Origin of the sequence: Paenirhizobium cremeum, assembly GCF_022884085.1 — a bacterium.
In the GTDB taxonomy this organism is placed as follows: Bacteria; Pseudomonadota; Alphaproteobacteria; order Rhizobiales; family Rhizobiaceae; genus Allorhizobium; species Allorhizobium cremeum.
On record NZ_JAGGCS010000005.1, the window covers coordinates 1 to 25,115 of the forward strand.

26 protein-coding genes are annotated in these 25,115 nt (G+C 61.5%); 14 read left to right on the forward strand and 12 right to left on the reverse strand.

Going from position 1 to position 25,115, the window contains the following annotated elements:
• The coding region (locus J5N58_RS10365; protein WP_244710717.1) for a porin at window positions 1–902 on the forward strand (902 nt) is incomplete at its 5' end.
• 196 nt (window positions 903–1,098) lie between these two features.
• Here the strand turns inward: J5N58_RS10365 and J5N58_RS10370 are convergent.
• Window positions 1,099–1,983 (reverse strand): alpha/beta fold hydrolase, encoded by an 885-nt coding sequence (locus J5N58_RS10370; protein ID WP_113444137.1) that lies wholly within the window; start codon window positions 1,981–1,983, stop codon window positions 1,099–1,101.
• Window positions 1,984–2,048: 65 nt separating this feature from the next.
• Window positions 2,049–4,115, reverse strand: coding sequence for a lytic transglycosylase domain-containing protein (locus J5N58_RS10375; protein ID WP_244710719.1), 2,067 nt, complete (start codon window positions 4,113–4,115; stop codon window positions 2,049–2,051).
• A 219-nt stretch (window positions 4,116–4,334) separates the two neighbouring features.
• Between J5N58_RS10375 and dapA the strand changes: the two genes are divergently transcribed.
• The 3 genes from dapA to J5N58_RS10390 all read left to right on the forward strand — a co-directional run bounded on the left by dapA (window position 4,335) and on the right by J5N58_RS10390 (window position 6,254).
• Entirely contained in the window at window positions 4,335–5,219 is an 885-nt protein-coding gene (gene dapA / locus J5N58_RS10380; RefSeq protein WP_113437903.1) for a 4-hydroxy-tetrahydrodipicolinate synthase, read from the forward strand.
• Window positions 5,220–5,353: 134 nt separating this feature from the next.
• The gene (gene smpB, locus J5N58_RS10385; protein ID WP_112827390.1) at window positions 5,354–5,833 is read left to right on the forward strand and encodes an SsrA-binding protein SmpB; all 480 of its coding nucleotides are present in this window, start codon (window positions 5,354–5,356) and stop codon (window positions 5,831–5,833) included.
• 1 nt (window position 5,834) lies between these two features.
• The gene (locus tag J5N58_RS10390; RefSeq protein WP_112827389.1) at window positions 5,835–6,254 is read left to right on the forward strand and encodes a DUF3830 family protein; all 420 of its coding nucleotides are present in this window, start codon (window positions 5,835–5,837) and stop codon (window positions 6,252–6,254) included.
• Between the two features lie 16 nt (window positions 6,255–6,270).
• Here J5N58_RS10390 and J5N58_RS10395 read toward each other — a convergent pair whose 3' ends face one another.
• Complete coding sequence (locus tag J5N58_RS10395) at window positions 6,271–7,149, reverse strand: LysR family transcriptional regulator (RefSeq protein ID WP_113426111.1); 879 nt, start codon at window positions 7,147–7,149, stop codon at window positions 6,271–6,273.
• 147 nt (window positions 7,150–7,296) lie between these two features.
• Here J5N58_RS10395 and J5N58_RS10400 point away from each other — a divergent pair, with 147 nt between their 5' ends.
• Window positions 7,297–7,443 (forward strand): hypothetical protein, encoded by a 147-nt coding sequence (locus J5N58_RS10400; protein ID WP_162748401.1) that lies wholly within the window; start codon window positions 7,297–7,299, stop codon window positions 7,441–7,443.
• A gap of 17 nt (window positions 7,444–7,460) precedes the next feature.
• On the opposite strand, the gene J5N58_RS10405 is transcribed toward J5N58_RS10400, so the two are convergent.
• From J5N58_RS10405 to J5N58_RS10415, 3 genes are all read right to left on the reverse strand, one after another.
• Entirely contained in the window at window positions 7,461–8,537 is a 1,077-nt protein-coding gene (locus tag J5N58_RS10405) for a bifunctional transcriptional activator/DNA repair enzyme AdaA (RefSeq protein ID WP_113341138.1), read from the reverse strand.
• Window positions 8,538–8,650: 113 nt separating this feature from the next.
• Entirely contained in the window at window positions 8,651–10,165 is a 1,515-nt protein-coding gene (locus J5N58_RS10410; RefSeq protein ID WP_244710722.1) for a globin-coupled sensor protein, read from the reverse strand.
• A 336-nt stretch (window positions 10,166–10,501) separates the two neighbouring features.
• Window positions 10,502–11,080, reverse strand: coding sequence for a LabA-like NYN domain-containing protein (locus tag J5N58_RS10415; protein ID WP_113338616.1), 579 nt, complete (start codon window positions 11,078–11,080; stop codon window positions 10,502–10,504).
• 300 nt (window positions 11,081–11,380) lie between these two features.
• Here J5N58_RS10415 and rpoZ point away from each other — a divergent pair, with 300 nt between their 5' ends.
• The 8 genes from rpoZ to era all read left to right on the forward strand — a co-directional run bounded on the left by rpoZ (window position 11,381) and on the right by era (window position 18,157).
• Window positions 11,381–11,782 carry a DNA-directed RNA polymerase subunit omega gene (gene rpoZ, locus J5N58_RS10420; protein WP_113437904.1) on the forward strand — a complete coding sequence of 134 codons (402 nt, stop codon included), beginning with the start codon at window positions 11,381–11,383 and terminating at the stop codon, window positions 11,780–11,782.
• Window positions 11,783–11,878: 96 nt separating this feature from the next.
• Window positions 11,879–14,104, forward strand: coding sequence for a RelA/SpoT family protein (locus tag J5N58_RS10425; protein WP_112827383.1), 2,226 nt, complete (start codon window positions 11,879–11,881; stop codon window positions 14,102–14,104).
• Window positions 14,105–14,345: 241 nt separating this feature from the next.
• Window positions 14,346–14,498 (forward strand): DUF3563 family protein, encoded by a 153-nt coding sequence (locus tag J5N58_RS10430; RefSeq protein ID WP_112827382.1) that lies wholly within the window; start codon window positions 14,346–14,348, stop codon window positions 14,496–14,498.
• A 129-nt stretch (window positions 14,499–14,627) separates the two neighbouring features.
• Complete coding sequence (locus J5N58_RS10435) at window positions 14,628–15,215, forward strand: DUF2062 domain-containing protein (RefSeq protein ID WP_244710724.1); 588 nt, start codon at window positions 14,628–14,630, stop codon at window positions 15,213–15,215.
• Between the two features lie 27 nt (window positions 15,216–15,242).
• Window positions 15,243–15,647, forward strand: a complete 405-nt coding sequence (gene acpS, locus J5N58_RS10440) for a holo-ACP synthase (RefSeq protein ID WP_113466633.1) — start codon at window positions 15,243–15,245, stop codon at window positions 15,645–15,647.
• A gap of 93 nt (window positions 15,648–15,740) precedes the next feature.
• Complete coding sequence (gene lepB / locus J5N58_RS10445) at window positions 15,741–16,484, forward strand: signal peptidase I (RefSeq protein WP_112827379.1); 744 nt, start codon at window positions 15,741–15,743, stop codon at window positions 16,482–16,484.
• Complete coding sequence (rnc, locus tag J5N58_RS10450; RefSeq protein WP_112827378.1) at window positions 16,481–17,203, forward strand: ribonuclease III; 723 nt, start codon at window positions 16,481–16,483, stop codon at window positions 17,201–17,203. The genes lepB and rnc overlap by 4 nt, the downstream gene beginning before the upstream one ends.
• 9 nt (window positions 17,204–17,212) lie before the next feature.
• Entirely contained in the window at window positions 17,213–18,157 is a 945-nt protein-coding gene (gene era, locus J5N58_RS10455; RefSeq protein ID WP_112827479.1) for a GTPase Era, read from the forward strand.
• 83 nt (window positions 18,158–18,240) lie between these two features.
• On the opposite strand, the gene J5N58_RS10460 is transcribed toward era, so the two are convergent.
• The gene (locus tag J5N58_RS10460; RefSeq protein ID WP_113426106.1) at window positions 18,241–19,341 is read right to left on the reverse strand and encodes an AbrB family transcriptional regulator; all 1,101 of its coding nucleotides are present in this window, start codon (window positions 19,339–19,341) and stop codon (window positions 18,241–18,243) included.
• Between the two features lie 258 nt (window positions 19,342–19,599).
• On the opposite strand from J5N58_RS10460, the gene recO reads away from it, so the two are divergent.
• Entirely contained in the window at window positions 19,600–20,373 is a 774-nt protein-coding gene (recO, locus tag J5N58_RS10465; protein ID WP_113426105.1) for a DNA repair protein RecO, read from the forward strand.
• Here the strand turns inward: recO and J5N58_RS10470 are convergent.
• The 5 genes from J5N58_RS10470 to J5N58_RS10490 all read right to left on the reverse strand — a co-directional run bounded on the left by J5N58_RS10470 (window position 20,301) and on the right by J5N58_RS10490 (window position 25,010).
• The gene (locus J5N58_RS10470; protein WP_113338622.1) at window positions 20,301–20,552 is read right to left on the reverse strand and encodes a hypothetical protein; all 252 of its coding nucleotides are present in this window, start codon (window positions 20,550–20,552) and stop codon (window positions 20,301–20,303) included. The genes recO and J5N58_RS10470 overlap by 73 nt on opposite strands.
• A 394-nt stretch (window positions 20,553–20,946) precedes the next feature.
• Window positions 20,947–22,170, reverse strand: coding sequence for an MFS transporter (locus J5N58_RS10475; protein ID WP_112827374.1), 1,224 nt, complete (start codon window positions 22,168–22,170; stop codon window positions 20,947–20,949).
• 220 nt (window positions 22,171–22,390) lie between these two features.
• On the reverse strand, window positions 22,391–23,242 hold the full coding sequence (locus J5N58_RS10480) for an MOSC domain-containing protein (RefSeq protein ID WP_112827373.1): 852 nt from the start codon (window positions 23,240–23,242) through the stop codon (window positions 22,391–22,393).
• Window positions 23,243–23,250: 8 nt separating this feature from the next.
• On the reverse strand, window positions 23,251–23,904 hold the full coding sequence (locus J5N58_RS10485; protein ID WP_112827372.1) for an HD domain-containing protein: 654 nt from the start codon (window positions 23,902–23,904) through the stop codon (window positions 23,251–23,253).
• Window positions 23,905–23,987: 83 nt separating this feature from the next.
• On the reverse strand, window positions 23,988–25,010 hold the full coding sequence (locus tag J5N58_RS10490) for an acyltransferase family protein (RefSeq protein ID WP_244710726.1): 1,023 nt from the start codon (window positions 25,008–25,010) through the stop codon (window positions 23,988–23,990).
• Between the last annotated feature and the right edge of the window lie 105 nt (window positions 25,011–25,115).

The following is a 25,115-nucleotide window of genomic DNA, read 5'->3' on the forward strand; positions in this document are numbered from 1 at the left end:
GCTACTTCTACATCCCCGGCACCGAAACCTGCCTCAAGATCGGCGGTTACGTTCGTGCTCAGTTCGACTGGTCTGAAAGCGACGACGACGACTTCGATTGGAACGCCCGTACCCGTGGCTACCTCTCCATCGAAGCCAAGAACGACTCCGAAATCGGCACGATCGGTTCTTACTTCGCATTCAAGTCCTGGGGTGACGACGACTACGGCAACACCTCTTTCGAACTTGACGAAGCCTACATCACTGTCGGCGGCTTCAAGGTCGGCTACATGTACAACTACTGGGATGCTGGTCTGTCCGGCGAAACCGACGACCTCGGTTCGAACCTGATCAACGCCATCGGTTACGAATATGCTGCTGACGCCTTCAAGGTCGGCGTATTCGTTGACGAACTGACCGACACCTACGCTGACTGGGATCCGGCCTTCGCTTACTACGACGACAACGACAACGTCGGTATCGAAGCCATGGTTTCCGCTACCTTCGGTCCGGTCACCGGCACCTTGCTCGGCGGTTACGACTTCGCAGCTGAAAACGGCGCTGTCCGCGCTATCGTCGAAGCTGAAATCGGCCCGGGCACCCTCGGCCTCGCAGCTATCTACTCCTCCGGCGTAAACGCTTACTACGACCTGGCAGAGTGGACCGTTGCTGCTGAATACGCAGCCAAGCTCACCGACAAGCTGACCCTGACCCCCGGCTTCCAGTACTGGTGGAACTACGGCTATGCTGACGCTGACGGCGACTTCACGGGCGACGTTGACGCTTGGAAGGCTGGCGTAACCCTCGACTACGCTATCGCTGAAGGCCTGAAGACCAAGGTTTCGGTTCAGTATGCTGACACCGACGAAGCTGGTGTTGACGGCGCTTGGGAAGGCTTCGTCCGCCTGCAGCGTTCGTTCTAATAAGATCACCCGATCTTATAGGGAAAGCCCGGTCGCAAGACCGGGCTTTTCTTTTTTCAGACAACGGTCTGCGATTTTCGCACGTCGAAGGGCTTGCCGCCCGAGCGAACGCGAAAGGGCGGCCTATCCTCGCCGCGGGCATATGGGTTATTTTCGTCGTGCCCTGGCTGGAGACGAGGCGCCTTCTTCCACAGCGTCAGCGAATAGTGCTCAGAAACGCATGAAGTTTCGAAGGGATGTCTCCGAGATGCAGGATCGGGGCATGGCCCTGGCCCGGAACGATCAGCAGGCGCATCTCCGGATGCCGCTTGGCCATGGCTTCGGCGGTTTCCTGTGACAGCAGGCGCGAGGTTGCCCCGCGTATCGCCATCAATGGCAGCGTACGGAAGAAATCGAACTGCGCCCACAGGTCGGGAAGTGGCTGGCTGAGATCCGCCGCACGAAGCTGTTCGGCAATTGCAGGATCGAAATCCGCAACCAGCTCTCCATCGATGTCCCGGTAAATCGCGTCGGCCATGTCACGCCAGTCGGCATCCTCAAGTGTGGGGAAGCTTGCGCCATGCGTTTCTTTCAGGATCGCCGTGGCATCGTCGAAATCCGCCGGATGGCGCTCTCGACCGAGATAGGCCTGTATCTGCTTCAGTCCCTCGATCTCGATCACGGGGCCGATATCGTTGAGCACGACGCCGGCGATGCGTTCCGGATGTGTGGCCGCCAGCACATGCAGGATAAGGCCGCCGCGCGAGGTGCCGATGAAGGGGGCGCGATCGATGCCGAAATGATCGAGAACGGCAACCACGTCCTGCGCCTCGGTCGCAACGGTGTAGCGCTCTGTCTTTTCATCCCGGTCCGAGAGGCCGCGCCCGCGCGAATCGATGGTCATTACGCGCAACGGTGCGGACGGCTGTGTCGAGAGTTGAAGCGCAAGCTGATGAAAATCGCGGGAATTACGGGAAAGGCCGGGCAGGCATATCACCGGCAGGCCGTCGTTTCCGGCGCCATAGACACGGACATGCAGCCTGAGCCCATCGATGAGCGGAACGAAATGCCTGTCAAACCCACTGGTATAGTTGCTCGTCACAAGAGCCTCCCGCAAACGCGCCGAGAGGCTGTTGTAGCGCGCTTTGCCGCCGGCATGAAAGATGGTCAGCGACCGTATCGCAGGTCGTGGACGATATCGGCCTTCTGGCCGAGCCGGCTCTTGTAGATCTGGTAGTTCTCCATCACCCGCTGCACGTAGTTGCGCGTCTCGGGGAAGGGGATACGCTCGATCCAGTCCACCACCTCGTCGATCGGCCGCCCGCGCGGATCGCCATAGCGGTCGAGCCATTCGGGCACCCGCTTCGGTCCGGCATTATAGGCGATGAAGGTCAGGATGTAGGAGCCGCCGAAAGCGTCGATCTGTTCGCCGAGGTAATGGGCGCCGAGCGTGGCATTGTATCCGGCATCGGTCGTCAGCTTTTCCTTGGAATAGGCAAGGCCATGGCGGGTCGCGACGCCTTTTGCCGTCGTCGGCAAAAGTTGAAGCAGGCCGCGAGCGTTGGCGGGAGAAACGGCCGCGGGATTGAAGGCACTTTCCTGGCGGGCGATGGCATAGGCCAGGGCCTTCCCCGACCCTTCGATATTGGCATTCGCGGGAATGACGCCGATCGGGAAGGCGAGCGCGGGCACGTCGATGCCTCGCGCATAGGCGGTCTTGCCGATCTGCAGCGACAATTGGTGGTTTCCGGTCTTTTCCGCCTTGGCCGTTAAAAGGGCCAGTTCGCCGGGGCTGTCGAGCTGCTGGGCAAGAGCCCGGTAGAGGCTGTCGCCGCGCCATGCATGACCGGCTGCCTCGAAGCGGGCAATGGCCTGCACCGCCTCGCGCCTGTCGAAACGCTGGCGTTCCTCGGCGCTCGGCTGGGGATAGGGGATCTGCAGGCTGCCGTTCTTCGCGCGCGCGCCGGCCAGCTGCCCGTAAAAGGTGCTCGGGAACCGGGCGGCCTTGGCGAAATATTCCTGCGCCTTGCCGTCTCCGCTCGCCTCCGCGGCCCGGCCGAGCCAGTACCACGCGCGCGACGCCGATAACGGCTTGTCCGACACCTGCAAAATCCTGCGGAAATGACCGGCAGCAGTCTGGCCGTCCTGCAGCCCGCGCAGGGCGAACCAGCCGGCGTGGAACTCGGCGTCCACCACATCCACGGGCTCGGTGGCGGCGTGGCGTGAAACGATCTGATAGGCGGCCTTGAACTTGCCGAGGTCGGCCAGCCCCCGTGCGACGATCCGCTGTTCGTTCCACCACTCCGTCGTGTTGACGAGCTTCGATGCCTCGCGCGGCGCCTTTGCCAGCAGCGCGGCGGCTTCCTCGTATTTCTCCTGCCGCCGCAGGTTTTCGATCCGGGCAAACAGGAAGGCCGGATTGGAAGCCCATTTCGCATCGACCGCCTTGAGCAGGGCGGGAGCCTGCGCGGACCGGTTCAGCACGGCCGCCCAGGCATTGTAAAGCGATTGCGCCTGTCCGAGGCTGGAGAACCGCTTGGCCTGGCCGATCCGGCTCCGGTACATCAGGTAATCCATGCGGGCCTTGTGATCCGCAGGCGTCAGGAGCTGCGGAAACTCGGCAATGATCTTGTCTTCGAGCGACGTGTCGAGCGCCTGTTCCCGCCATATCTTGCGGAGCACCTTTGCCGCTGCCGCGCTGTCACCCTTCGTAACGAGTGCGCGGGAAAGAATGATGGCGCCTTCCGCGGTTTCCGGCGCCGTGGTGCCGAAGGCGGAAAGCACGTCCGCCGTTGGCGGGTTCTCGCGATAAAGCGCCCGCTCGGAATTGGCCCGGAAGGCTGCAAGGCCCGGCCAGCCTTTCAGTTCGTTCTGCGCTGCGGCGATTTCCGACGAGGGAATGCCGGGCAGGCCGGACATGGCGATGGACCATGTCAGCATGTGGCGGTCGAGCCCCTCCGGCATCCTGTCGCGGATCGCCAGCGCATCGGCGCCCTTTTTGTTGGAAAGCGCATCCAGCCCGCTTTTCAGCAGCGGATTTACCGATCCGAGCCGACCCGTGCGCGGGATTGCGCCGGTCGTTTCCGGAGAGGGCGGGATGATCGCGGCGAGATCCTGGGCGACCGGTTTCGCCGGGGGTACGGGTATGGATTCCGCAAAGACGGACAGACCGTTGCCGGCCATTACGGCAAGCCCCAGACCGAAGATGGATATCGAAAGTCCGACCCGTCTCATCCCGCTACTCATGGAACACTGTGCATCGTCTCCATTAGCCATCCGTCAGATTAACGAAACCTTTCCGAAAAGCCAGAAATTCGATGTTCCGCATCGCCAAATCCGTCACAAAACCGTCAGCGTTCCGCTTGTCGCGCTGCATTCTGCAAAGTAATGTGCGCGCGTCTTAATCGAGGAATACGGCCGAAGCGTGAGCGCTGGCCGGCAGGAGTCTAATGTATGTTCCAGGGATCCATTCCCGCGCTCGTCACGCCGTTCACCGAAACGGGCGCCGTTGACGAGGCCGCCTTTGCCGCCCATGTGGAATGGCAGATCGCCGAAGGAAGCTCCGGCCTCGTGCCGGTCGGCACCACCGGCGAATCTCCGACCCTTTCCCATGACGAGCACAAACGGGTCGTGGAACTCTGTGTCGAGGTTGCTGCCAAGCGCGTGCCTGTGATTGCCGGCGCCGGCTCGAACAACACCCGGGAAGCCATCGAACTGGCCCAGCATGCCGAAGCCGTTGGCGCCGATGCCCTGCTGGTTGTCACTCCTTATTATAACAAGCCGACGCAGAAGGGCCTTTTCGCCCACTTCTCCGCGATTGCCGAATCCGTGAAGCTGCCGATCTTCATCTACAACATTCCCGGCCGGTCGGTCATCGACATGTCGCCCGAGACCATGGGCGCGCTGGCGAAGGCGCACAAGAATATCGTTGGTGTGAAGGATGCGACGGGCAAGCTGGAGCGTGTTTCCGACCAGCGCATCACCTGCGGCGTCGATTTCATTCAGCTTTCCGGCGAGGATGCGACCGCGCTTGGCTTCAACGCCCATGGCGGCGTCGGTTGCATTTCGGTCACGGCCAATGCCGCCCCGAAACTCTGTGCCGAATTCCAGGCGGCGACGCTTGCTGGCGATTACAAGACGGCGCTCGCCTATCAGGACCGTCTGATGCCCCTGCACAAGGCGATCTTCATGGAGCCCGGCCTCTGTGGCGTCAAATACGCGCTGGCCAGGCTTGGCCGCATGAGCCGCAATGTGCGCCTGCCGCTGCTGCCGACGCTGGAACCTGCGACCGAAGCGGCCATCGATGCCGCGCTGGTGCATGCAGGTCTTGCCAACTGACCGACAGGCCGGGCGCCTGCGCCCGGCTTCTTCCCTTCCGGCGGTCGCTATATTACATAGGAACGACAAAAGCCGGACGGGACGCCCGCCCTCCGCAAGATAACAAGCATTCCGGGCGGATTGGACTTTTCATCATGGCACCCCGAGGCAGCCAGCGCATCGTGAACAAGGTCGTTGCGGAAAACCGCAAGGCCCGTTTCAATTACGAGATCATCGATACCTACGAGGCCGGTCTTGTTTTGACCGGCACCGAGGTTAAGTCGTTGCGTGAAGGCAAGGCGAATATCGCGGAATCCTACGCCTCGGACGAGGGGGACGAGATCTGGCTGATTAACTCCTATCTGCCGGAATATCTGCAGGCCAACCGCTTCAACCACGAGACCCGCCGTCGTCGCAAACTGCTCCTGAACAAGCGCGAGATCAACCGCATGCGCGCCGCCATCAATCGCGAAGGCATGACGCTCGTGCCGTTGAAGATCTACTTCAACGAAAAGGGCAGGGCCAAGCTGGAACTCGCGCTCGCCAAGGGCAAGAAGCTGCACGACAAGCGCGAGACGGCGAAGGAACGGGACTGGAACCGCCAGAAGTCGCGCCTTCTCAAGACGGCCGGCTGATATGGCTGACGAATTGCTGAAGCTGGTCGTCGGCCCGTTTGCGTTCACCGCCCGTTTCGAGATCGAGAAGGCGCCGGAAACCTGCCGGATATTCAAAAGCTTCCTGCCGTTTCGCAACCAGACGATCCATTCCCGCTGGAGCGGTGAGGCCGTCTGGGTGCCGCTTGGCGATTTCCAGTTCGGGGCGGGCTTCGAAAACCATACCTGCCACCCCTCCCGTGGCGACATCCTGCTTTATCCCGGCGGATACAGCGAGACGGAACTTCTGTTCGCCTATGGCAGTTCCCATTTCGCCAGCAAGATGGGCGCGCTCGCCGGAAATCACTTCCTGACCGTCATCGAGGGCAGGGAGAATCTGGAAGCCATGGGCCGGATGGTTCTGTGGCAAGGCGCCCAGCCGATCAGCTTCGAAGCGCCGTAAGACGAAAGCCGTGCATTCATTCCGCTGCCGCGGCCCGATCCGGACCGGCAAACAGCGTCGCATGGGTTTGAAGAAGCTTTGCCAGCCGGTCGATCATCAGGCGTACCTCGGGGCGGCTGCGGTCGTCGTCATGCATGGTGATCCACAGGTCCGCCGTAAGCGCCTCGATCGGTTCGCCGATCCGTACCAGCCCTTCTTCCCGTTCCCCGATGAAGCACGGCAGGATCGCCCGGCCTCCTCCGGCGCGAACCAGTTCCAGAAGAGCTGCCGGCGTCGTGGTCCAGACGCTGATCCATTTGTCGGGTTGGCGTGAAATCCACTTGTCGGCTGCGGCTGTTGCCTGTTCGCGGCCGATCGAAATCCATCTCTCCTGCTTCTCCTCCGCAACCGCGGGGGTCGCATAGGCTGCATAGCTAATCCGCACGGACTGGCGCGCCGCCAGGTTGCCGGCGGATGGTCGTTGATGCGTGAGCTCGATTTCGGCTTCCCGGAAGATAAGGTCCACGCCGGCATCGCTTGCCTTGACGCAGAGCCGGAAGGAATCCTGAGGGCTCCAGATGGCGGGCAGCCGCCGGGCGAGAAACATCGACAGCCAGCTGTTGCTGGCAACGGAAACGATCGGCAGGCAATAGCCGTTTTCGTTCCAGCGGCGGATCGCGACCGCCTCCGCCTCCATGCGCTGCACGTGTTGCAGCAGGACTTCGCCGTCCGGCGCCAGACTGTAGCCCTTGCTGTGGCGGATGAAGAGACTGTGGCCGGTCGCCCGTTCGAGCGCCAGCATGCGGCGGCCGATGGTCGGCGCACTGATGCCGGTGCGCTCGGCGGCGCCGACCAGCCCGCCCGCCTGCGCCACCTGCAGGAAAAGCCTGAGATCATCCCAGTTCTCGTCTTTCATGGCTGAAACGCTCCGTTCATTCCTGCATCTACACCCTGAAAAAACAAAGGCTTAACTAAGGCATGCCGCACAAGGCGCAAAGCCGCCCGGCGGCAGCGACCTGCGGCGGAACAAGGAATTAACGGCATCAGTTTGGAGGAAAACGCCATGCGGCTCAACTGGCTTCTGCTCTTTCTGGCGGCAAGGCCGGGCCGGCAAGCCCGGCATCCGCTCGCCGATCCCCTGGAAAGGCCGGAATGGAAGGGCAGGGATCGCACGATCCGGCTGCTCTGCTGGCTGGCTCGTTTCCTGTGAGCAATAGGCCGGATGCTTTAGCGCGTTGCGGAGGTCTCGCGGCTCCCGGCCATACGCCGTTCGTGTTCGATCAGCCAGCGCTTGCGCCAGAGGCCGCCGCCATAGCCGGTGAGGCTGCCGTCGGCGCCGAGCACCCGATGGCACGGGATCAGGATGGCGATCCGGTTTGCGCCATTGGCGCGCGCGACAGCACGGACTGCGGAATGGCGACCGATCCTGCCGGCAAGCTCGGAATAACTCATCGTCTCGCCGGCCGGGATCGCCTGCAAGGCGGCCCAGACGTCACGTTCGAAAGCAGTCCCATGGCCGGCGATGCGAACATCGAATCCGGAATTCTCGCCGGAGAAATAGCGATCCAGCGCCGCCGCAAGCATCTCCGTTACCGCGGTGCGTCCGCTGGCAATCGCCATTCGGGAGGTTTCCTTGAGACGCCGGATCTCGTTCGGCAGGGCGGGGCGGTCGGCGAATTCAAGGAGATGGAGCGCATGGTCGTCGACAATCGCCATCATCGGCCCGAGCGGCGTTTCGATCCAGTCGGCCTTCAGCAGCGTCTTGCCGCGAAGCCCTGCCGGCGCCTCGCCGATCAGGGCGTTGATGGCGGCGCGAAAGCCGCTGCCGGACTCGAAGCCTGCATCGAGTTGCGCATCGATGACCCGACCGCCTTCCGACAGTAGCTCCGCAGCCTGGCCGATGCGCCGCAGGCGCGCCATTTCCAGAAAACTCATTCCGAACTGACGCTTGAAGGCCCGCCGCACAGTGGAGAGATCGTATCCCGCGGCTTTCAGATCGTCTTCCCGCCAGCGTCGCGCCGGTTCCTTTTCCAGTGCGTCAAGCAGTGCGCTGACTGTCGGGTCCTGATCCTTGTACTTGAGGAGCGGACGGCAGCGCTTGCAGGGACGATAACCCGCTTCGAGGCAGGCCGCGACATTGTCCTGGAAAATGCAGTTTTCCGGCTTCGGCTTGCGGGCGGGGCAACTCAGCCGGCAGAAGATGCGGGTGGAAGTGACGCAGACATAGGCGAAACCGTCATAGGCCGGATCGCGGGCGACCAGAGCGTCATAGAGGACTTCGTCGGTGGGGCGGGTGAACAGCATGACGCCGTTTTACCCCGACAGAGAAACTGCCGCCGCCAAAAAAAGAGCATGGATGTCTTTTTCCGCCGGCGGGGAGGTTCGTTCCGATGGACAGGACCTCTGCGGCCCCGCCGTCAGGCCGCGTAGCGCGGCCGGTATTCGCCGGATGCGGCCGGCGCGTCATAGGAACTGGATACCGAGAAGCGCGAAATCAGCCGCGTCAGGTGGGTCGAGACGTCCATCAGCGTATGGGTCGAGGCATTGGTTTCCTCGACCATAGCGGCGTTCTGCTGGGTCATCTGGTCCATGCTGTTGATGGCGGCGTTGATTTCGCCGATGCCGGCGGATTGTTCCTGCGAGGACGTGGCGATCGCGGCGATATGCTCGTTGATGGTGTGCACCTGCTCGCCGATGGTCTTCAGCGCATCTCCGGTTCGGTTTACCAGCGAGACGCCGCGTGCGACATCCTGCGACGAGCGGTCGATCAGCGTCTTGATCTCCTTGGCAGCCGCAGCCGATCGCTGGGCAAGTTCGCGTACTTCCTGCGCGACGACCGCAAAACCTTTACCGGCTTCGCCCGCGCGGGCGGCCTCGACCCCGGCATTCAGCGCCAGAAGATTGGTCTGGAACGAAATCTCGTCGATCACGCTGATGATATGCGTGATCTTGCGCGAGGATTCCTCGATGTCGCCCATGGCGCCGACCGCCTCCGAGACGATTTCGCCCGAACGGACCGCCTCTTCGGCGGATGTCCTGGCGGCCGCGCGCGCTTCCTGGGTCCGTGTCGCGGCCTGTTTGGAAACCGTGGCGATTTCCTCCAGCGCCGCTGCCGTCTGTTCGAGCGCCGCGGCCTGTTGCTCGGTACGCTTCGCCATATCGTCGGTGGCGGCGGTCAATTCGCGGCTGTTGGAAGTGACGCGCGCAGCTTCCTCAACGATCTCGCCGAAGGCCGTGGCAAGCGAGGAAATGGCCTTGTTGTAATTGATCCGGAGACCGTCGAACTTGGGAGCGAGGTCATGTTCGATCGTGGCCGTCAGATCACCGGCGCTGAGATGCCCGAGCGCGCCGTCGAGAGCCTTCAGCGCCTCTTCCTGTTCGGCCTCCAGGCGGTTGCGCTCCTCTTCCGCCCGGGCGCGTTCTTCGGCAAGCGCCTCAAGATAGACGGAAATGGAATAATCCATGTCCAGCATGGCGGCTTTCATGATTGCGCTAACATTGGCCGTGATGCGCTTGGCCTTGCGGGACTGTCCGAAACCCTTCAACTCCTCTGCGACAACACGTTCTATGATGCCGTCGAGGATCAGCGCGTAACCGCCGATATACCAGCGCGGTTCCAGGCCGAGCCGCGCATGGGTGCGGCCGATTGCAGATACCGCATCGACATAGTCGTCGTCGAAGCGGCCCGAGGCGATCAGGCTCCAATGGCTTTCCTGCCGGCCCTTGGCATGCTGGATATGGGCATCGCTGGAAAAGAAACGCGCCGTTTCTGGATGGGCCTTTGCGCGGCGGTAGAACTCGTCGAGCGCAGGGCCGATCGCCGCCTTGATGACCGGCTGCAAGGCCGATAGCGTGTCTCTTTCCTTCGCACCCAGATCGAGAAAATTCAAACGGTCGTTCAATTGGGATGGGTCCCGGCGGAAGCTGCCCATGGGTCTGCCTATATGTTGTGAAAACTCCGGACGGACTTAAACGCGCCCTTCGTTTGAATAAGGAGTGGTGGAATAAGATCCTGAGGCGCGATGATTGCGCAGGTGAGCAAAATAGCCCTGATGACTTAACGAAATGATAATATTTAAGTTCGCGGCGATGAAGAAACTGTCGCAAAACTGAGACAGTACTTCACTGCCCACAGTTGTATCGGCTTGTTTTGCCGCATCGAGGAATATGGAGCCTATTCCATATTTGGTTATTTTTGAGGGCAAGCCTCTATCGGAACGAACGGATATTTGCAGCAGAGTTGCAAAGGCTGTGGCCTTACACCGCCTCTACTCTGTGTCGACCGCCGGAATGGGGTCCAGTGCCCGTTGCGGACGCTCGCTCGGGTCCCTGCCGATTTCCCCCTTCAGCGAGACGAGATCGATGAAGTAATCGGCCTGCCGGCGAAGGTCGTCGGCGATCATCGGCGGCTGGGTTGCCATGGTGGAGACCACGGAGACCTTGCGGCCCTTGCGCTGAAGCGCCTCGACGAGCGTGGTGAAATCGCCGTCGCCGGAGAAGATCACCAGATGATCGACGGTTTCCGATTGTTCCATCGCATCGATGGCCAGTTCGATGTCCATGTTGCCCTTCACCTTGCGGCGTCCCATGGAATCCGTGAATTCCTTGGCCGGCTTGGTGATGACCTTGTAGCCGTTGTAGTCGAGCCAGTCGATCAGCGGACGAATGGAAGAATATTCCTGATCCTCGATCAGCGCCGTATAATAATAAGCCCGCAAAAGGTAGCCGCGCTTCTGAAACGCCTTGAGCAGTTTCCGATAGTCGATGTCAAAGCCGAGGCTCTTTGAAGCGGCGTATAGGTTCGCGCCGTCGATGAAGAGAGCTATTTTTTCCCGCGGGTCGAACATCGCGCAATTATCCTTGAACAGGAATATGAGTTATCTGGCAAAAGATAATCAAAACAGAACCTTGCCTGCACGCCAATGGATAGTCCCCGTAATTTATGAACTATTCATATAAGAATGATTTAGGGCACGATTCGCAATATTCCAAGCACGTATAGGTTGAAACAATCGGATTGGGTCGTGCTTTTTTTTAAGTCCCGTTCCCTTGGCGGGGCGGGATGTTGACGAAAAACTTGAATTTGCCTTCCATTGATTGTATCGGGCTGCTAATCCCTGAAAGTTCACGACCGCAAAGGACAGGCAATGGCCCGCGTCACCGTTGAAGATTGCATCGACAAAGTAGACAACCGCTTCGAGCTCGTGCTGCTGGCAAGCCACCGCGCGCGCCAGATTTCGCAGGGCGCACCGATCACCGTTGACCGCGACAAGGACAAGAACCCGGTTGTTGCGCTGCGCGAAATCGCCGATGAAACCCTCTCGCCCGACGATCTCAAGGAAGATCTGATCCATTCGCTGCAGAAGCACGTCGAAGTGGATGAGCCCGAGCAGGAAGCCGGCGCGATGATCGCAAGCGCCGCAGTCGTCTCCAAGGGCGATGAAGAGGACGAGCTGCCGGAAACCCTTACTTTTGACCAGATGTCGGAAGAAGAATTGCTGGCCGGCATCGAAGGCCTCGTTCCGCCGGAAAAGAGCGACGATTACTAATCGTCAATTGATTCCGTCATAATATGACGGAGAGGATACGGTTTCGTGCGCCAATCGTGACGGTTGGCGCGCTTTTCTTTTGTGGAGCAGCTTTGCATGATGCGGCAATACGAGCTCGTTGAGCGGGTTCAGAAGTACAAGCCCGATGCCAACGAAGCCCTCCTCAACAAGGCCTATGTCTATGCCATGCAGAAGCACGGCAAGCAGAAGCGCGCCAGCGGCGATCCCTATATCTCCCATCCGCTCGAAGTTGCCGCCATCCTCACCGACATGCATCTCGACGAATCGACCATCGCGGTTGCGCTTCTGCACGACACGATCGAGGACACCACGGCGACCCGCGCCGAAATCGACGAACTGTTCGGCGAGGATATCGGCCGGCTGGTCGAGGGACTGACCAAGCTCAAAAAGCTCGACCTCGTCACCAAGAAGGCAAAACAGGCGGAAAACCTCCGCAAGCTGCTGCTTGCGATTTCCGATGACGTGCGCGTCCTCCTGGTCAAGCTCGCCGACCGCCTGCACAACATGCGGACGCTCGAACACATGCGCGACGACAAGCGCGCGCGCATTTCCGAGGAAACGATGGAAATCTATGCGCCGCTCGCCGGGCGCATGGGCATGCAGGATATGCGCGACGAGCTGGAGGATCTGTCCTTCCGTTATATCAATCCGGAAGCCTACGAGACTGTCACGCAGCGGCTCGCCGAACTCTCTCAGCGCAATGAAGGGCTCATCAAGAAGATCGAGGACGAACTGCGCGAACTGCTGGTCGCAAACGGCCTCGTCAAGGCGTCCGTCAAGGGACGGCAGAAGAAGCCTTATTCGGTCTTCCGCAAGATGCAGTCGAAGTCGCTTTCCTTCGAACAGCTTTCCGACGTCTATGGTTTCCGCATTCTGGTAGATGACATTCCGTCCTGCTACCGGGCGCTCGGCATCGTGCACACCCGCTGGCGCGTGGTGCCCGGTCGCTTCAAGGACTACATCTCGACGCCGAAGCAGAACGACTACCGCTCGATCCACACCACCATCGTCGGGCCGTCGCGCCAGCGCATCGAGCTGCAGATCCGCACCCGGCGCATGCACGAAATCGCCGAATTCGGCATCGCCGCCCACGCGCTCTACAAGGATGGCGAAAACGGCGAGCCGGGCGAACTTCTGTCGCGCGAGAGCAATGCATATTCCTGGCTGCGCCATACCATCGAGGCGCTGGCCGAAGGGGACAATCCGGAAGAGTTCCTTGAGCACACCAAGCTCGAACTGTTCCAGGACCAGGTCTTCTGCTTCACGCCGAAGGGCAAGTTGATCGCGCTGCCGCGCGGGGCGACCCCGATCGACTTCGCCTATGCCGTGCACACCAACATCGGCGATACCTGCGTGGGCGCCAAGATCAACGGCTCGATCATGCCGCTGGTGACGCGGCTGTCGAACGGCGACGAAGTCGAGATCATCCGTTCTGGCGTGCAGGTTCCGCCAGCTGCCTGGGAAGAGATCGTCGTAACCGGCAAGGCGCGCGCCGCCATTCGCCGGGCGACCCGCATGGCGATCCGCAAGCAGTATTCCGGCCTCGGCTATCGCATTCTGGAGCGCACCTTCGAGCGCGCCGGCAAGGTGTTCTCGCGGGACGGACTGCGCCCGGTGCTGCACCGGTTGGGTCAGCGCGAGGTGGAGGACGCGATCGCCGCCGTCGGTCGGGGCGAAATTTCCTCGCTCGACGTGCTGCGGGCGGTCTATCCCGATTACCAGGACGAGCGCGTGACGGTGAAGCCCTCGAGCGACGAGGGCTGGTTTGCCATGAGCACGGCGAGCGGCATGGTCTTCAAGATCCCCGGCAAGACGCGGGGGACGGAAGGCGAGAAGACCGCCGAAGGGCCGGAGCCGCTGCCGATCCGCGGTCTCTCCGGCAATGCCGAAGTGCACTTCGCACCGGCAGGCGCCGTGCCGGGCGATCGCATCGTCGGCATCATGGAAGACGGCAAGGGCATCACCATCTATCCGATCCAGGCATCGAGCCTGCAACGCTTCGATGACGAACCGGAACGGTGGATCGATGTGCGCTGGGATCTCGACGAGGCGAACAAGTCGCGTTTTGTTGCCCGTATCCTGATTAATGCGCTGAACGAGCCGGGTACGCTCGCGACGGTCGCCCAGACGGTCGCTCGCCTCGACATCAACATCCGCACGCTCAGCATGACGCGCGTTGCCACCGATTTCACCGAAATGGCGCTCGATCTCGAGGTCTGGGACCTGCGCCAGCTGAATCAGCTCATTTCCGAACTCAAGGCTCTCGACTGTATCTCGACGGCGCGGCGCGTCTACGATTGACGAGGGCCGCCCCAAGGCAGGCGACGAGGCTCCGGGCGTTTTCCGGCGCCGTGTGGATGCTCACTTGCCCAACTGTTATGCGCGGATGCGACAAAATGCCTCCGAGATGGGCAGTGGCGGGCCGCATTATCTGCAAGTCATGCATTTGACGCATGGCTGTCGCTATTTATCGGAACTGGTGGTTTTTGCGTCGCACAATTACATTGTCCTCACATAAGAGAGAAAGAACGAGGACAGAAAAATGTTTGAACCCATCCGCAAGCTGGCCAAGGCCCTGCGCGTTCCGAGCGTTGCAGATCGTGAAATGGCATACCTGAACGGCGCCCGTGATATGGTCGACCTGGAATTCCGCCAGCGTCAGATCGACCGAGGCATGTTCCGTCGCGGCCTCTGAGCCGACGCACCGTCCGAAGGCGCATGACGGCTTGTCCTGCGCCTTATTTTCGCCGGGAGCGATGGCGAGTATCCTCAGGCTCTCGGCCGCTCTTGTCGAAACGGGGGCTCATCGACTACATGTGCCTCCATGCTGTTTCGCAGACGTAAACCCGCAGGACTAGCCGAAAGGCTGCGTGGCCTTTTCTGGCCGCGAAAGGGTTTTTCGCGTCCTTTTCAGTATTTCCGTATGCGTATCGTCCGCCTGACGGCTTCGCCGCATGCGGTCGCTGCCGGTTTTGCCGCCGGTATCGCATCGTCGTGGACGCCGTTCGTCGGACTGCATTTCCTTTTCTCCTTCGCGCTCGCCTATCTCGTTGCGGGAAACATGGTTGCGGCGGCCCTTGGCACCGCTTTCGGCAATCCACTGACATTTCCGTTCATCTGGGCCGCCACGTGGGAGATCGGTTCGATGATCCTTGGCGGCGGAGACAGCAGTATCGGGCGCCATCTCAATCTTCATCATCTCGTCAGCACCTTTGATCTGTCGCAGTTGTGGCGGCCGGTGCTGGAGCCCATGCTGATTGGCGCCGTTCCTCCTGCTCTTGTCACCGGTCTCGCCGTATACGGCTTGACCTTCCATGCGGTGCGAGGCTTTCAGGCCCGCCGCCGGGCACGGCTTTCCCAGCGCGCCAGGATGCGCCTGTCGGAAGCGGTCGACGGTGGCGTGAGCGTCTGATGTCGGTGCGTTAGGGCGAAGGAAATCATGATTATCGGCATCGGCAGCGACCTCATCGATATCCGCCGCGTCGAGCAGTCGCTCGACCGGTTCGGCGAACGTTTCACCAACCGCTGTTTCACCGAGATCGAGCGCCGCAAGTCGGACGGCCGCAAGAACAGGGCGGCTTCCTATGCCAAGCGGTTCGCGGCGAAGGAGGCGATGTCAAAGGCGCTCGGCACTGGCATGGCGCGGGGTGTGTTCTGGAAGGACATGGGTGTCGTCAACCTGCCCTCGGGTAAGCCGACCATGCAGTTGACGGGCGGCGCTGCGGCGCATCTCCAGCGCATGCTGCCATCCGGTCATCACGCGGTGATTCATCTGACGATCACCGACGACCATCCCCTGGCTCAGGCTTTTGTTATTATCGAGGCCGTGCCCGGCCATGGTTGAGCCCGAATGGGCTGCCAAATGCATGCCTGCGCCGTTGCCGCGGACGCCTGAAACGTCTAGAGAGTGCAGGATTTCAGAGAAGGAAGAGACTGCGTGACCGAACGAGCAGAAAAAAAGCAGAGTGCCCTTTGGGAGAACATCAAGGTCGTGATCCAGGCGCTTTTGCTGGCGATGGTGATCCGGACGGTGTTTTTCCAGCCCTTCACGATCCCGTCGGGTTCGATGATGCCGACTCTGCTGGTGGGCGACTACATCTTCGTCAACAAGTTCTCCTACGGCTATTCGAAATATTCGTTGCCCTTCTCACCCGACCTGTTCGAAGGCCGCATCTTCGCAAGCGAGCCCAAGCGCGGCGACATCGTGGTCTTCCGCTTCCCGCCGAACCCGCAGATCGATTACATCAAGCGGCTGATCGGCTTGCCGGGCGACCGTATCCAGGTGATTGACGGCGTCCTGAACGTCAATGGCAAGCCGGTGCCGAAGGTGCCGGATGGCAGCTTTACCTCCGATTACCGCCTCGATCCGGGTACGGACGTTCCGGTATTCCGTGAGACGCTGGAAAACGGCGTGACCTATGACACGCTGGACCAGTCCCCGGATTCCCGCGGCGACAACACCCGCGAATTCATCGTTCCCGAAGGTCATTATTTCATGATGGGCGACAACCGCGACAACTCGCTCGACAGCCGGTTCGACGTCGGTTTTGTGCCGGCCGAAAATCTGATCGGCAAGGCGTCCGTCATTTTCTTCTCGCTCGGCAACGACACCTCGTTCCGCGAAATCTGGAAGTGGCCGTCCAACATGCGCTGGGACCGTCTGTTCAAGGTGGTTGAATGAAGAAGCCGAAAGGCCTGACCGACGAGGACCGGTCGTGGCTCGAAGCCGCGATCGGTCATCGCTTTGTCGAGAAGGAGCGCCTTGACCGGGCGCTTACCCATTCGAGCGCCAAGGCGGGCTCGAAGGGGGGCGATTACGAGCGGCTGGAATTCCTGGGCGACAGGGTGCTCGGGCTCTGCGTCGCCGAACTTCTTTTCAAGACCTACAAGGCGGCGACCGAGGGCGAGCTTTCCGTACGCTTCAACCAGTTGGTCAGCGCCGAAGCCTGCGCCGAGATCGCCGACCAGCTCGAACTGCACCGCTTCATCCGCACCGGCGCCGATGTCAAGAAACTGACCGGCAAGCATATGCTGAACGTCCGGGCTGATGTGGTCGAAAGCCTGATCGCGGCGATCTACCTGGATGCCGGGCTGGAGGCTGCGCGCGAATTCATCCTGCGCTTCTGGTCGAGCCGCGCCACCCGCGCCGATGGAGCGCGGCGCGACGCCAAGACTGAATTGCAGGAATGGGCGCATGCAAAGCATGCCGTCACCCCGACCTACCGGATTGCGGAACGCTCCGGACCGGATCATGATCCCCGCTTCACGGTGATCGTCGAAATTCCCGGCGTTGCGCCGGAGACAGGAACCGAGCGCTCGAAGCGCGCTGCCGAACAGGTGGCCGCAACGAGGCTTCTCGAACGCGAAGGCGTCTGGCAGAAAGCCACTGACGCAGGCTGATTGGAACCGATGACAGAACCTGAAAACACTTCCGCCGACACTCCTGCTGCTGGCGACACCCCGACCCATTCCGGCTTCGTCGCCCTGATCGGTCCGACGAACGCCGGCAAGTCGACGCTGGTGAACCGCTTCGTCGGCGCCAAGGTCTCGATCGTCAGCCACAAGGTCCAGACGACCCGCGCGGTGATGCGCGGCATTGCGATCCACGACAACGCCCAGATCGTCTTCATGGACACGCCCGGCATTTTCAAGCCGCGTCGCCGGCTCGACCGCGCCATGGTGACGTCCGCCTGGGGCGGGGCCAAGGATGCCGATCTCATCCTGCTGCTGATCGACAGCGAGCGGGGCTTGCGCGGCGATGCCGAGGCGATCCTCGAAGGCTTGAAGGACGTCCCCCAGCCGAAAATCCTGGTGCTCAACAAGATCGACCGGGTGAAGCCGGAGGATCTGCTGAAGCTCGCTTCCGCCGCCAACGAGGCGGTGAAGTTCGAGCGCACCTTCATGATTTCCGCGACGACCGGTTCCGGCTGCGACGACGTCATGGATTACTTGGCAAAGACGCTTCCCGAAGGCCCCTGGTACTACCCCGAAGACCAGATTTCCGATCTTCCCATGCGCCAGCTCGCGGCCGAAATCACTCGCGAGAAGCTGTTCCTGCGCCTGCACCAGGAGCTTCCCTATTCCTCCCACGTCGAAACCGAGAAGTGGGAGGAACGGAAGGATGGTTCCGTCCGCATCGAACAGGTGATCTATGTCGAGCGCGAAAGCCAGAAGAAGATCGTGCTCGGCAAGGCCGGCGAAGCGATCAAGTCGATCTCGACCGCTTCCCGCAAGGAACTCTCCGAAATCCTGGAACAGCCGGTGCATCTCTTCCTGTTCGTGAAGGTGCGCGAAAACTGGGGCGACGATCCCGAACGGTTCCGTGAAATGGGCCTCGAATTCCCGCGCGAATAGAGCAATTCCGGCAAAAGTGGAAACCGGTTTGCGTCCCAAATTGCGCGAAAACAGAGAGATAGAAGTCGCGGGCGCGTACGACGTCAGCGGTCGATGAGGCGGGCCACCGCCTTCGATATCGGTCCGCCGAGCAACAGCACCAGCAGGAAACGCGCGGTCTGCAGCGCCATGACGAAGGGCAGGTCGACCGGCGTCGAGGCGGCGATGATCGCGACCGAGTCGAGACCGCCCGGGCTGGTCGCAAGGTAGGCGGTCAGCGGATCTATCCCGAGGAAACGCCACAAAAGCATGGCGAGTCCGCCGCAAAAGGCGATCAGCACGACGATCGAGAGCATGATCTGCGGCAGCGCGTAGGTTGCATGGCGAAGGATGCGGCGGGTGAAGCCGAGGCCGATCTTCCAGCCCAGCAGCGCATAGGCGAACGCCAGAAGCCATGGCGGCAGGTCGATGGTGATGAATCCGAGACCGTGCAGCAATGCGGTTGCCAGCATCGGCAGGAACATGGTGCCGGCCGGGATTCGGAAACGGGCGCCGATGGCGCAGGCGCCAAAGGCGACGGCGAGTGTCTTGCCAAGCTCCAGCCAGTCCACCGGTGGAAACCAGACGACCTCAGGGGCCTGTCCGCCCGTTGCGTGGAAGACGGCGGCTGCGATGATCGAAGCGGCCGAGGCAACGCAGACCACCCTTAAATACTGCATGAAGGCGACCAGCCGGGCATCCGCGCCATAGGCCTCCGCAAGCACCAGCATGGCGGAGGCCGCGCCGGCGGACGTTCCCCACACGGCGGTCGTTCCCGGCAATACGGCATTGCGCGCCATAACATAGCCGATCAGCGTGCTCGACGCGATGACGGCGAGCACGATGGAGAGGAAGATCGGCCAGTCGGCTGCGAAGGTCGTCACGATCTCCGCGTCGATGGAGCGAGCGATGATGCAGCCGATCAGCGAGTGGGCGGCGAGATAGGGCAGGGTGGGCGCCGAGAGCCGCGCGCCGTTGGTCGCCACGACGATGGCCGCCATCATCGGTCCGAGCAGAAGTGCGGCCGGGATATGGGCGACCGTCAACAGACCGGCAAAGGCGAGCGACAACAGGGTGAGGATCGCCCAGCGGACAGGCTCCGGCAACGCGGTCAGCCGGCCGGGCTCTGGTGGCTGCTCTTCTGGGCCTGGGGAGGCGGGGGCCATGTCGGAACCTTCCCGTCAATGAGATATGCGTTGGAAGTATAACGATTCCGGCCGCACGGGAATGCCGGATTGCCGCCGGTGGAGCAATTAAATGCGGCCGGCAGCTCGCCCAACGGACGATTCCGTTCGCGCGCGACACGCTTTGCAGCATTTCCGGCAGAGGCGGCAACGGATCTTGCGTCGGGAATGGCGCTAAAACAAGGAGATAGAACAGTGAAGACGATTCCGCTTTGGCCGGAAATACTCTAGAATGGCACCATGGAATGGACGGACGAAGCAATCCTGCTCGGCGCACGGCGTCATGGCGAAACGAGCGTCATCGCGGAGATGATGACGAAAAGCCGTGGCCGTCATTTGGGACTGGTGCGCAGCGGACGTTCGCGCAGCATGCAGCCGGTGCTGCAGCCCGGAAACCGGCTCGAGGTCACCTGGCGGGCGCGGCTCGATGAACATCTCGGGGAATATCGGGTCGAGCCGGTAACGCTAAGGGCGGCGAAACTGATGGAAAGCGCAACCGCCGCCTATGGCGTGCAGGCGCTTGGGGCGCTGCTGCGGCTCTTGCCCGAACGGGACCCGCATCCGCATCTTTTCGAGGCGCTGGATGTGATCCTCGATCACCTCGACGAGCCGGCCGCGGCCGGAGAGCTTTTCGTGCGTTTCGAACTCGCGGTGCTGAACGATCTCGGCTTCGGTCTCGATCTCGACCAGTGCGCAGCGACCGGAGGCCGGGAGGATCTTGCCTATGTCTCGCCGAAATCGGGCAGGGCGGTTTGCCGGGCTGCCGGGCTGCCCTATGCCGATCGCATGTTTGCCCTTCCCCCTTTTCTTCTGGCGGGAGCGGGAAAGGCTGCTGATGCGGGAAGTCTGGCGGAAGCTTTTCGCCTAACCGGCTTTTTTCTCAACAGACACGTCTACGAGCCGCGAGGCCTTGAGGCCGGCGCGGCTCGCGAGGGGTTCTGTCAGGCCGCATTGAAGACCTTGCGGTCGGAGGCAAGGCCTGTGCCATTGGCGGCGCGTGCGAACAGCGTCTGATCGCTGGACGAGTTCTGCATATGCCGGTGAATGGCGTTCTGCAGCTCGCTGACATTGCGGTAGGTACCGCCGTCGAGATCGATGACCGGGAACTTGACGGCGATGAACTTGACCCGATCCCCGTCGGGAACGGTGATGCCGACGGGAATGCCGGCGTATTCAATGACTTGCTTTTCCATAACGGTTTCCCCGCCTGCGCGCTTGCGCAGACTTAAATAAATGCGTCGTTTGTAGAATTCAGTGCCTGTTCAGCGTCACATTCGACAGAAGCAACGTCGGCAATTGGATTTCACCACGCCGAGCGGGGATTTATGCCAAGGGCGGGCGGCATTAAGGGCAATATGCATTCGCTGACCTCCTTATTGGCAAGGGCTTCCTCTGAAGCCGGTTTCATCTTGGGTTTATCGGTCTCTTTCCGATGCGACAAAGGTAGGTGTCGAACATTCTCCCGTCAACAGGTGCAGAAAGAAAAATAAAATAAAATTCTTTCATGCTCCAAATGTGGGTGCATTGCGGCAAAAAATCATCGCTCATGCCGCATTTCTTAAAATGACATCCTGTCGCACTGCGACCTTAGGCCGCCGCGGGAAGTCCGCGTTCGACAGCGCTTTCGCGGATCGGCCAATGGACGATCGCCGCAAAAATGCCAAGCGCCACGCCGAACCACCAGACGGCATCATAGCTGCCGAATTTGTCATAGAGATAACCGCCCATCCAGACTCCGAGAAATGAGCCGATCTGATGCGACAGAAAAACGATCCCGCCGAGCATTCCGAGATGCCGCGTGCCGAACATGATTGCCACCAGCGCATTCGTCGGCGGCACCGTGGACAGCCACAGGAGGCCCATGACGATGGCGAACACGATCACCGAGGCCGGCGATTGCGGCAACAGCAGGAACAGCGTCACCGCCAGCGACCGGGCAAGATAGATCCATGCCAGGAAATACGGTTTCGAATAGCGCTGGCCGATCACGCCAGAAGCGAGCGAACCGATGACATTGAAGAAACCGATCAGCGCCATGGCGATCACCGCATAGCGGGCATCGATGCCGATATCGCCGAGATAGGCCGGGAAGTGGGCGGTGATGAAGGCGACCTGGAAGCCGCAGACGAAGAAGCCGCTGGTCAGCAGCAGGTAGCTCCTGTGGCCGAAGGCTTCGCGCAACGCTTCGCCGGCACTCTGTTCGAACTCTCTGCGTGACTGCTTTCCGGATTTTGCATTGCCGCGCAGCGGCCACGCGAGCAAGGGGACGATCAGCATCATCAGGCCGAGATAGACCAGACTGTCCGACCAGCCGAAGGCGGAGATGAGCCCCTGGCTGAGCGGCGCGAAGAGGAACATGCCTGCCGAACCTGCGGCTGTGCCAATGCCGAAGGCGAGCGAGCGCTGCTCCGGCGCCACGTTGCGTGCGAAAGCGGACAGCACGATGCCGAAGGAGCCGGCCGCAACCCCGAGACCGACCAGCACGCCGCCCCCGATATGCAGCCAGACAGGCGCATCGGCATGGGCCATGGTGAAAAGACCGAGGGCATAGAGCGCGCCGGAAAGCGTCAGCATGCGACCGGTGCCGTATTTGTCGGCGAGCGCCCCGAACAGGGGCTGCCCGAGGCCCCAGCAGAGATTCTGGATGGCCATGGCGAGCCCGAAGGTCGAGCGGTCCCAGCCGGTGTCGTTGAGCATGGGCAACTGGAAAAAGCCCATGGCCGAACGCGGCCCGAAGGTCAGCATGGCGATCAGCGAGCCGGCGACGATGATGAGCCAGGGCAAAGCGGGGCGGGTGGTCGTGGCGGACATGAAAATCTCCTCTCAGGACCTGGACGATAATCAGTCGACCCGCCGCGGAAAAGCGCCTTTTCGTGAAGCGCTAATCAACGGAATTGATGACTGTCACCTATGGCGACCGACCGGAAAGGGGTTGGCGGGTAGCGCCGCTGCCCCTTGTGGGGAGAGGAGGGTTAGGAGCACCGCGACGGTGCACGTTCCATATGCCGTCGCCCTGGGGGAATGGGAGACGTCAGCCGCGCCGCTTGATCGTCCAGCCTTCGGCACGCTGCTCGATGACCTTCACAGCGTCTCCGACCGCAATCGATCCCTCTCCTCGTGGCACGACGTTCCAGCCGAACAGCGGTCCCGGCACGCGCCGGTCGCCGGACATGCGGATGCGGCCCATGGCCGGCATCGGGCTTGCGACCTCGCGCGATCCGGTGATCTGGTCCTGGGTCGTCATGATGCAGCGCGCACAGGGTTTGACCAGATCGAACCGGATACCGCCGATCTCGATGGCCGCCCAGCCGTCTTCGGCCCATGCCTCGTCGCAATCGACGACGATGTTCGGGCGGAAGCGCTCCATGCCGACCGAGCCTTCGCCATGGGCGGCCATGTCGTCATTGATCGCCTTCAGCGAGCCGGTGGTGGTGACGAGGATCTGGTAGCCGTCGGAAAATCCCACCGGACTGTCGGGGCCGGCCCATTCGGTACTGGCGCTACGGCTCGCCTCGCCGTCGAAGAAGACGAGTTTCATTTCGCGGCCGAACCACTCGGAAAGCCTCGCATTGACGCTGTCATCGGCCTCAGCGGCGCTGACGATGGATTTCCAGATCGCCACGTTCATCCGGCGCTCGGGATGCGGTGGCGCAACCATCATCTCGCGGCCGTCATCGAGCGAAAGCTTGAGATGGGTCGCCGAGGGCAGGGCGGTGAGACCTGCAAGCGTCGGCAACTCGCGCTGGGTGATGAAGTGACCGGATGGGTCCGTAATCATCATCCGCCGGTCGCCTGCAAGCCCCCGCGCCTCGATCCGGGCCGTCTGGAGCGGGATGGCGCGGGCACTTTTGAGCGGATAGATGGCGAGTTCGGTAACCTTCATGGCCTGCCTCAGATTTCGTCGGTCAAGAGTTCGAGCACCTGCTCCAGACGCGCATGCCGCTCGCGGGCGATCACACTACCGGTCGCCGTCTGGAAGTTCCCGGAAAGCTTGAACAGCTTTGCGGCGAAATGGTCAATGGCGAAGGCCCTGTCGTCGAGCGGTCGGTTTTCAGCAAGGGGATCGACGGGGTCGTAGAGTGCGGAACCCATGCGTCCCGCGGTATAGAAGCAGCGTGCAGCGCCCACCATGCCGATGGCGTCAAGCCTGTCTGCATCCTGCAGGATCTTCGCTTCCAGCGTCTCCGGCGCGATGTTGGCGGAAAAGCTGTGGGTAAGGATGGCATGGGCCACGGCCTCAATCCGCTCCTGCGGCCAGCTGAGGCCTCGAAGGATATCCGATGCCTTGTCTGCTGCGAGTTTGGAGGCTTGCGCACGAAGCGGCGAGTTCTTTTCCACCGAAACGCAATCATGCAGCAGGACGGCGGCGGTGAGGATCTCCCGGTCTCCCCCCTCGGCGGCATGGATGCGCATGGCATTGCGGAAGACGCGCAGGATATGGGCGATGTCGTGCGAGCCGTCATTTCCCTCGATTGCATGGGGAAGGAGGGCTTCCGCAAGCTTGTTTTCCGGCGAAAATGCTTCGCTCATTCCGCTTCGATCCATCTTGCTCTCCTCCAGTCCTGACAGCTGTCAATCCGGCGGCCCTTAGTAATAGGCTTAAAGGAGATTGCAAGAAGAGGCGCGCGTCAGGCCGGCAGGGGTGTGGAAAGCGTCCGCCGCTTCCAGGCTCCCATCAGTACGGTGCGCGACGGCGCCTCGACGATGCGGTAGCTGATATCGGCGAAGATCATCGCCGCGACAATGCAGAGCGCGATTACCACGCCGACCGGCAGGCTCTCCGGCAGTGCTTTCGATGTCAGGAACATCACCGGCATATGGAAGAGATAGAGCGAGAAGCTGATCTTGCCGATATGCCGGAGCGGTGCCGAGCCGAGCAGCGGCGCAAGCAGGCCGGATTCTGTGGCCGTCAGGAAGACGATGACGGTTGCGGCCAGCGCCGAGGTCACGCCCCAGAAGCTCTCCTCCGTGTGGAAGATCGCCCGGCTGGCGAGGAAGAAGGCAAGCGCTGCAAGCGTCAGGAAGCCGGCGGCATGACCGCCTTCGAGACGCCCCGTCAGCGCGAAAAGACGGCCGGCGAGCGCTCCGAACAGGAAATAGGAGATCTTCGACGGCAGCAGGATGCCCGGTCCCGGAAAGCCGAGATAGGCAAGCATGACGAAGCCAATGGCGATGGCGATGCCAAACGGAAGGCGGTCCCTGGGCTTTTCGAACCAGAACCAGAGCATGAGGAAGAAGACGTAGAACTGTATTTCCGGTGGGATCGACCAAAAGACGCCGGTCGAGCCGAGAAGGGCGATATGGCGGATGATCTCGACAGAGCCTGCGAGCGGTTGCGGATACTCAAGCCCCGGAACCATCGAAAGCAGCGCCACCGAAATCACCGCGACGAAATAGACGGGATAGATGCGCGCGAAACGGTGTACCAGATAGTCGGTTGCCGAGCGGCGGGTAAACGACTTGCCGCCGTAGAGATAGGCCATCAGGAAGCCTGAGAGGCAGAAGAATAGCGCCACCGCTTCATTGCCGAATACCAGTGCTCCGGCCCATGTCTCCCTGGGGAAAAGGAGGATGATATGGGAAAGGACAACGGCGAAGGAGGCAAGGCCCCTGAGGCCGTCGAGGCTGCGGATATGCTGGGGCTGCTGCATCGGTCTTCCGTCCCAGTATGGGGGTCTTTGTTCGCTTGGTGGCAAACTAGGGCGCGCGCAGGCGCATTTTGTCAACGAAACCGCCCGGAAACAGCCGGAAAACCG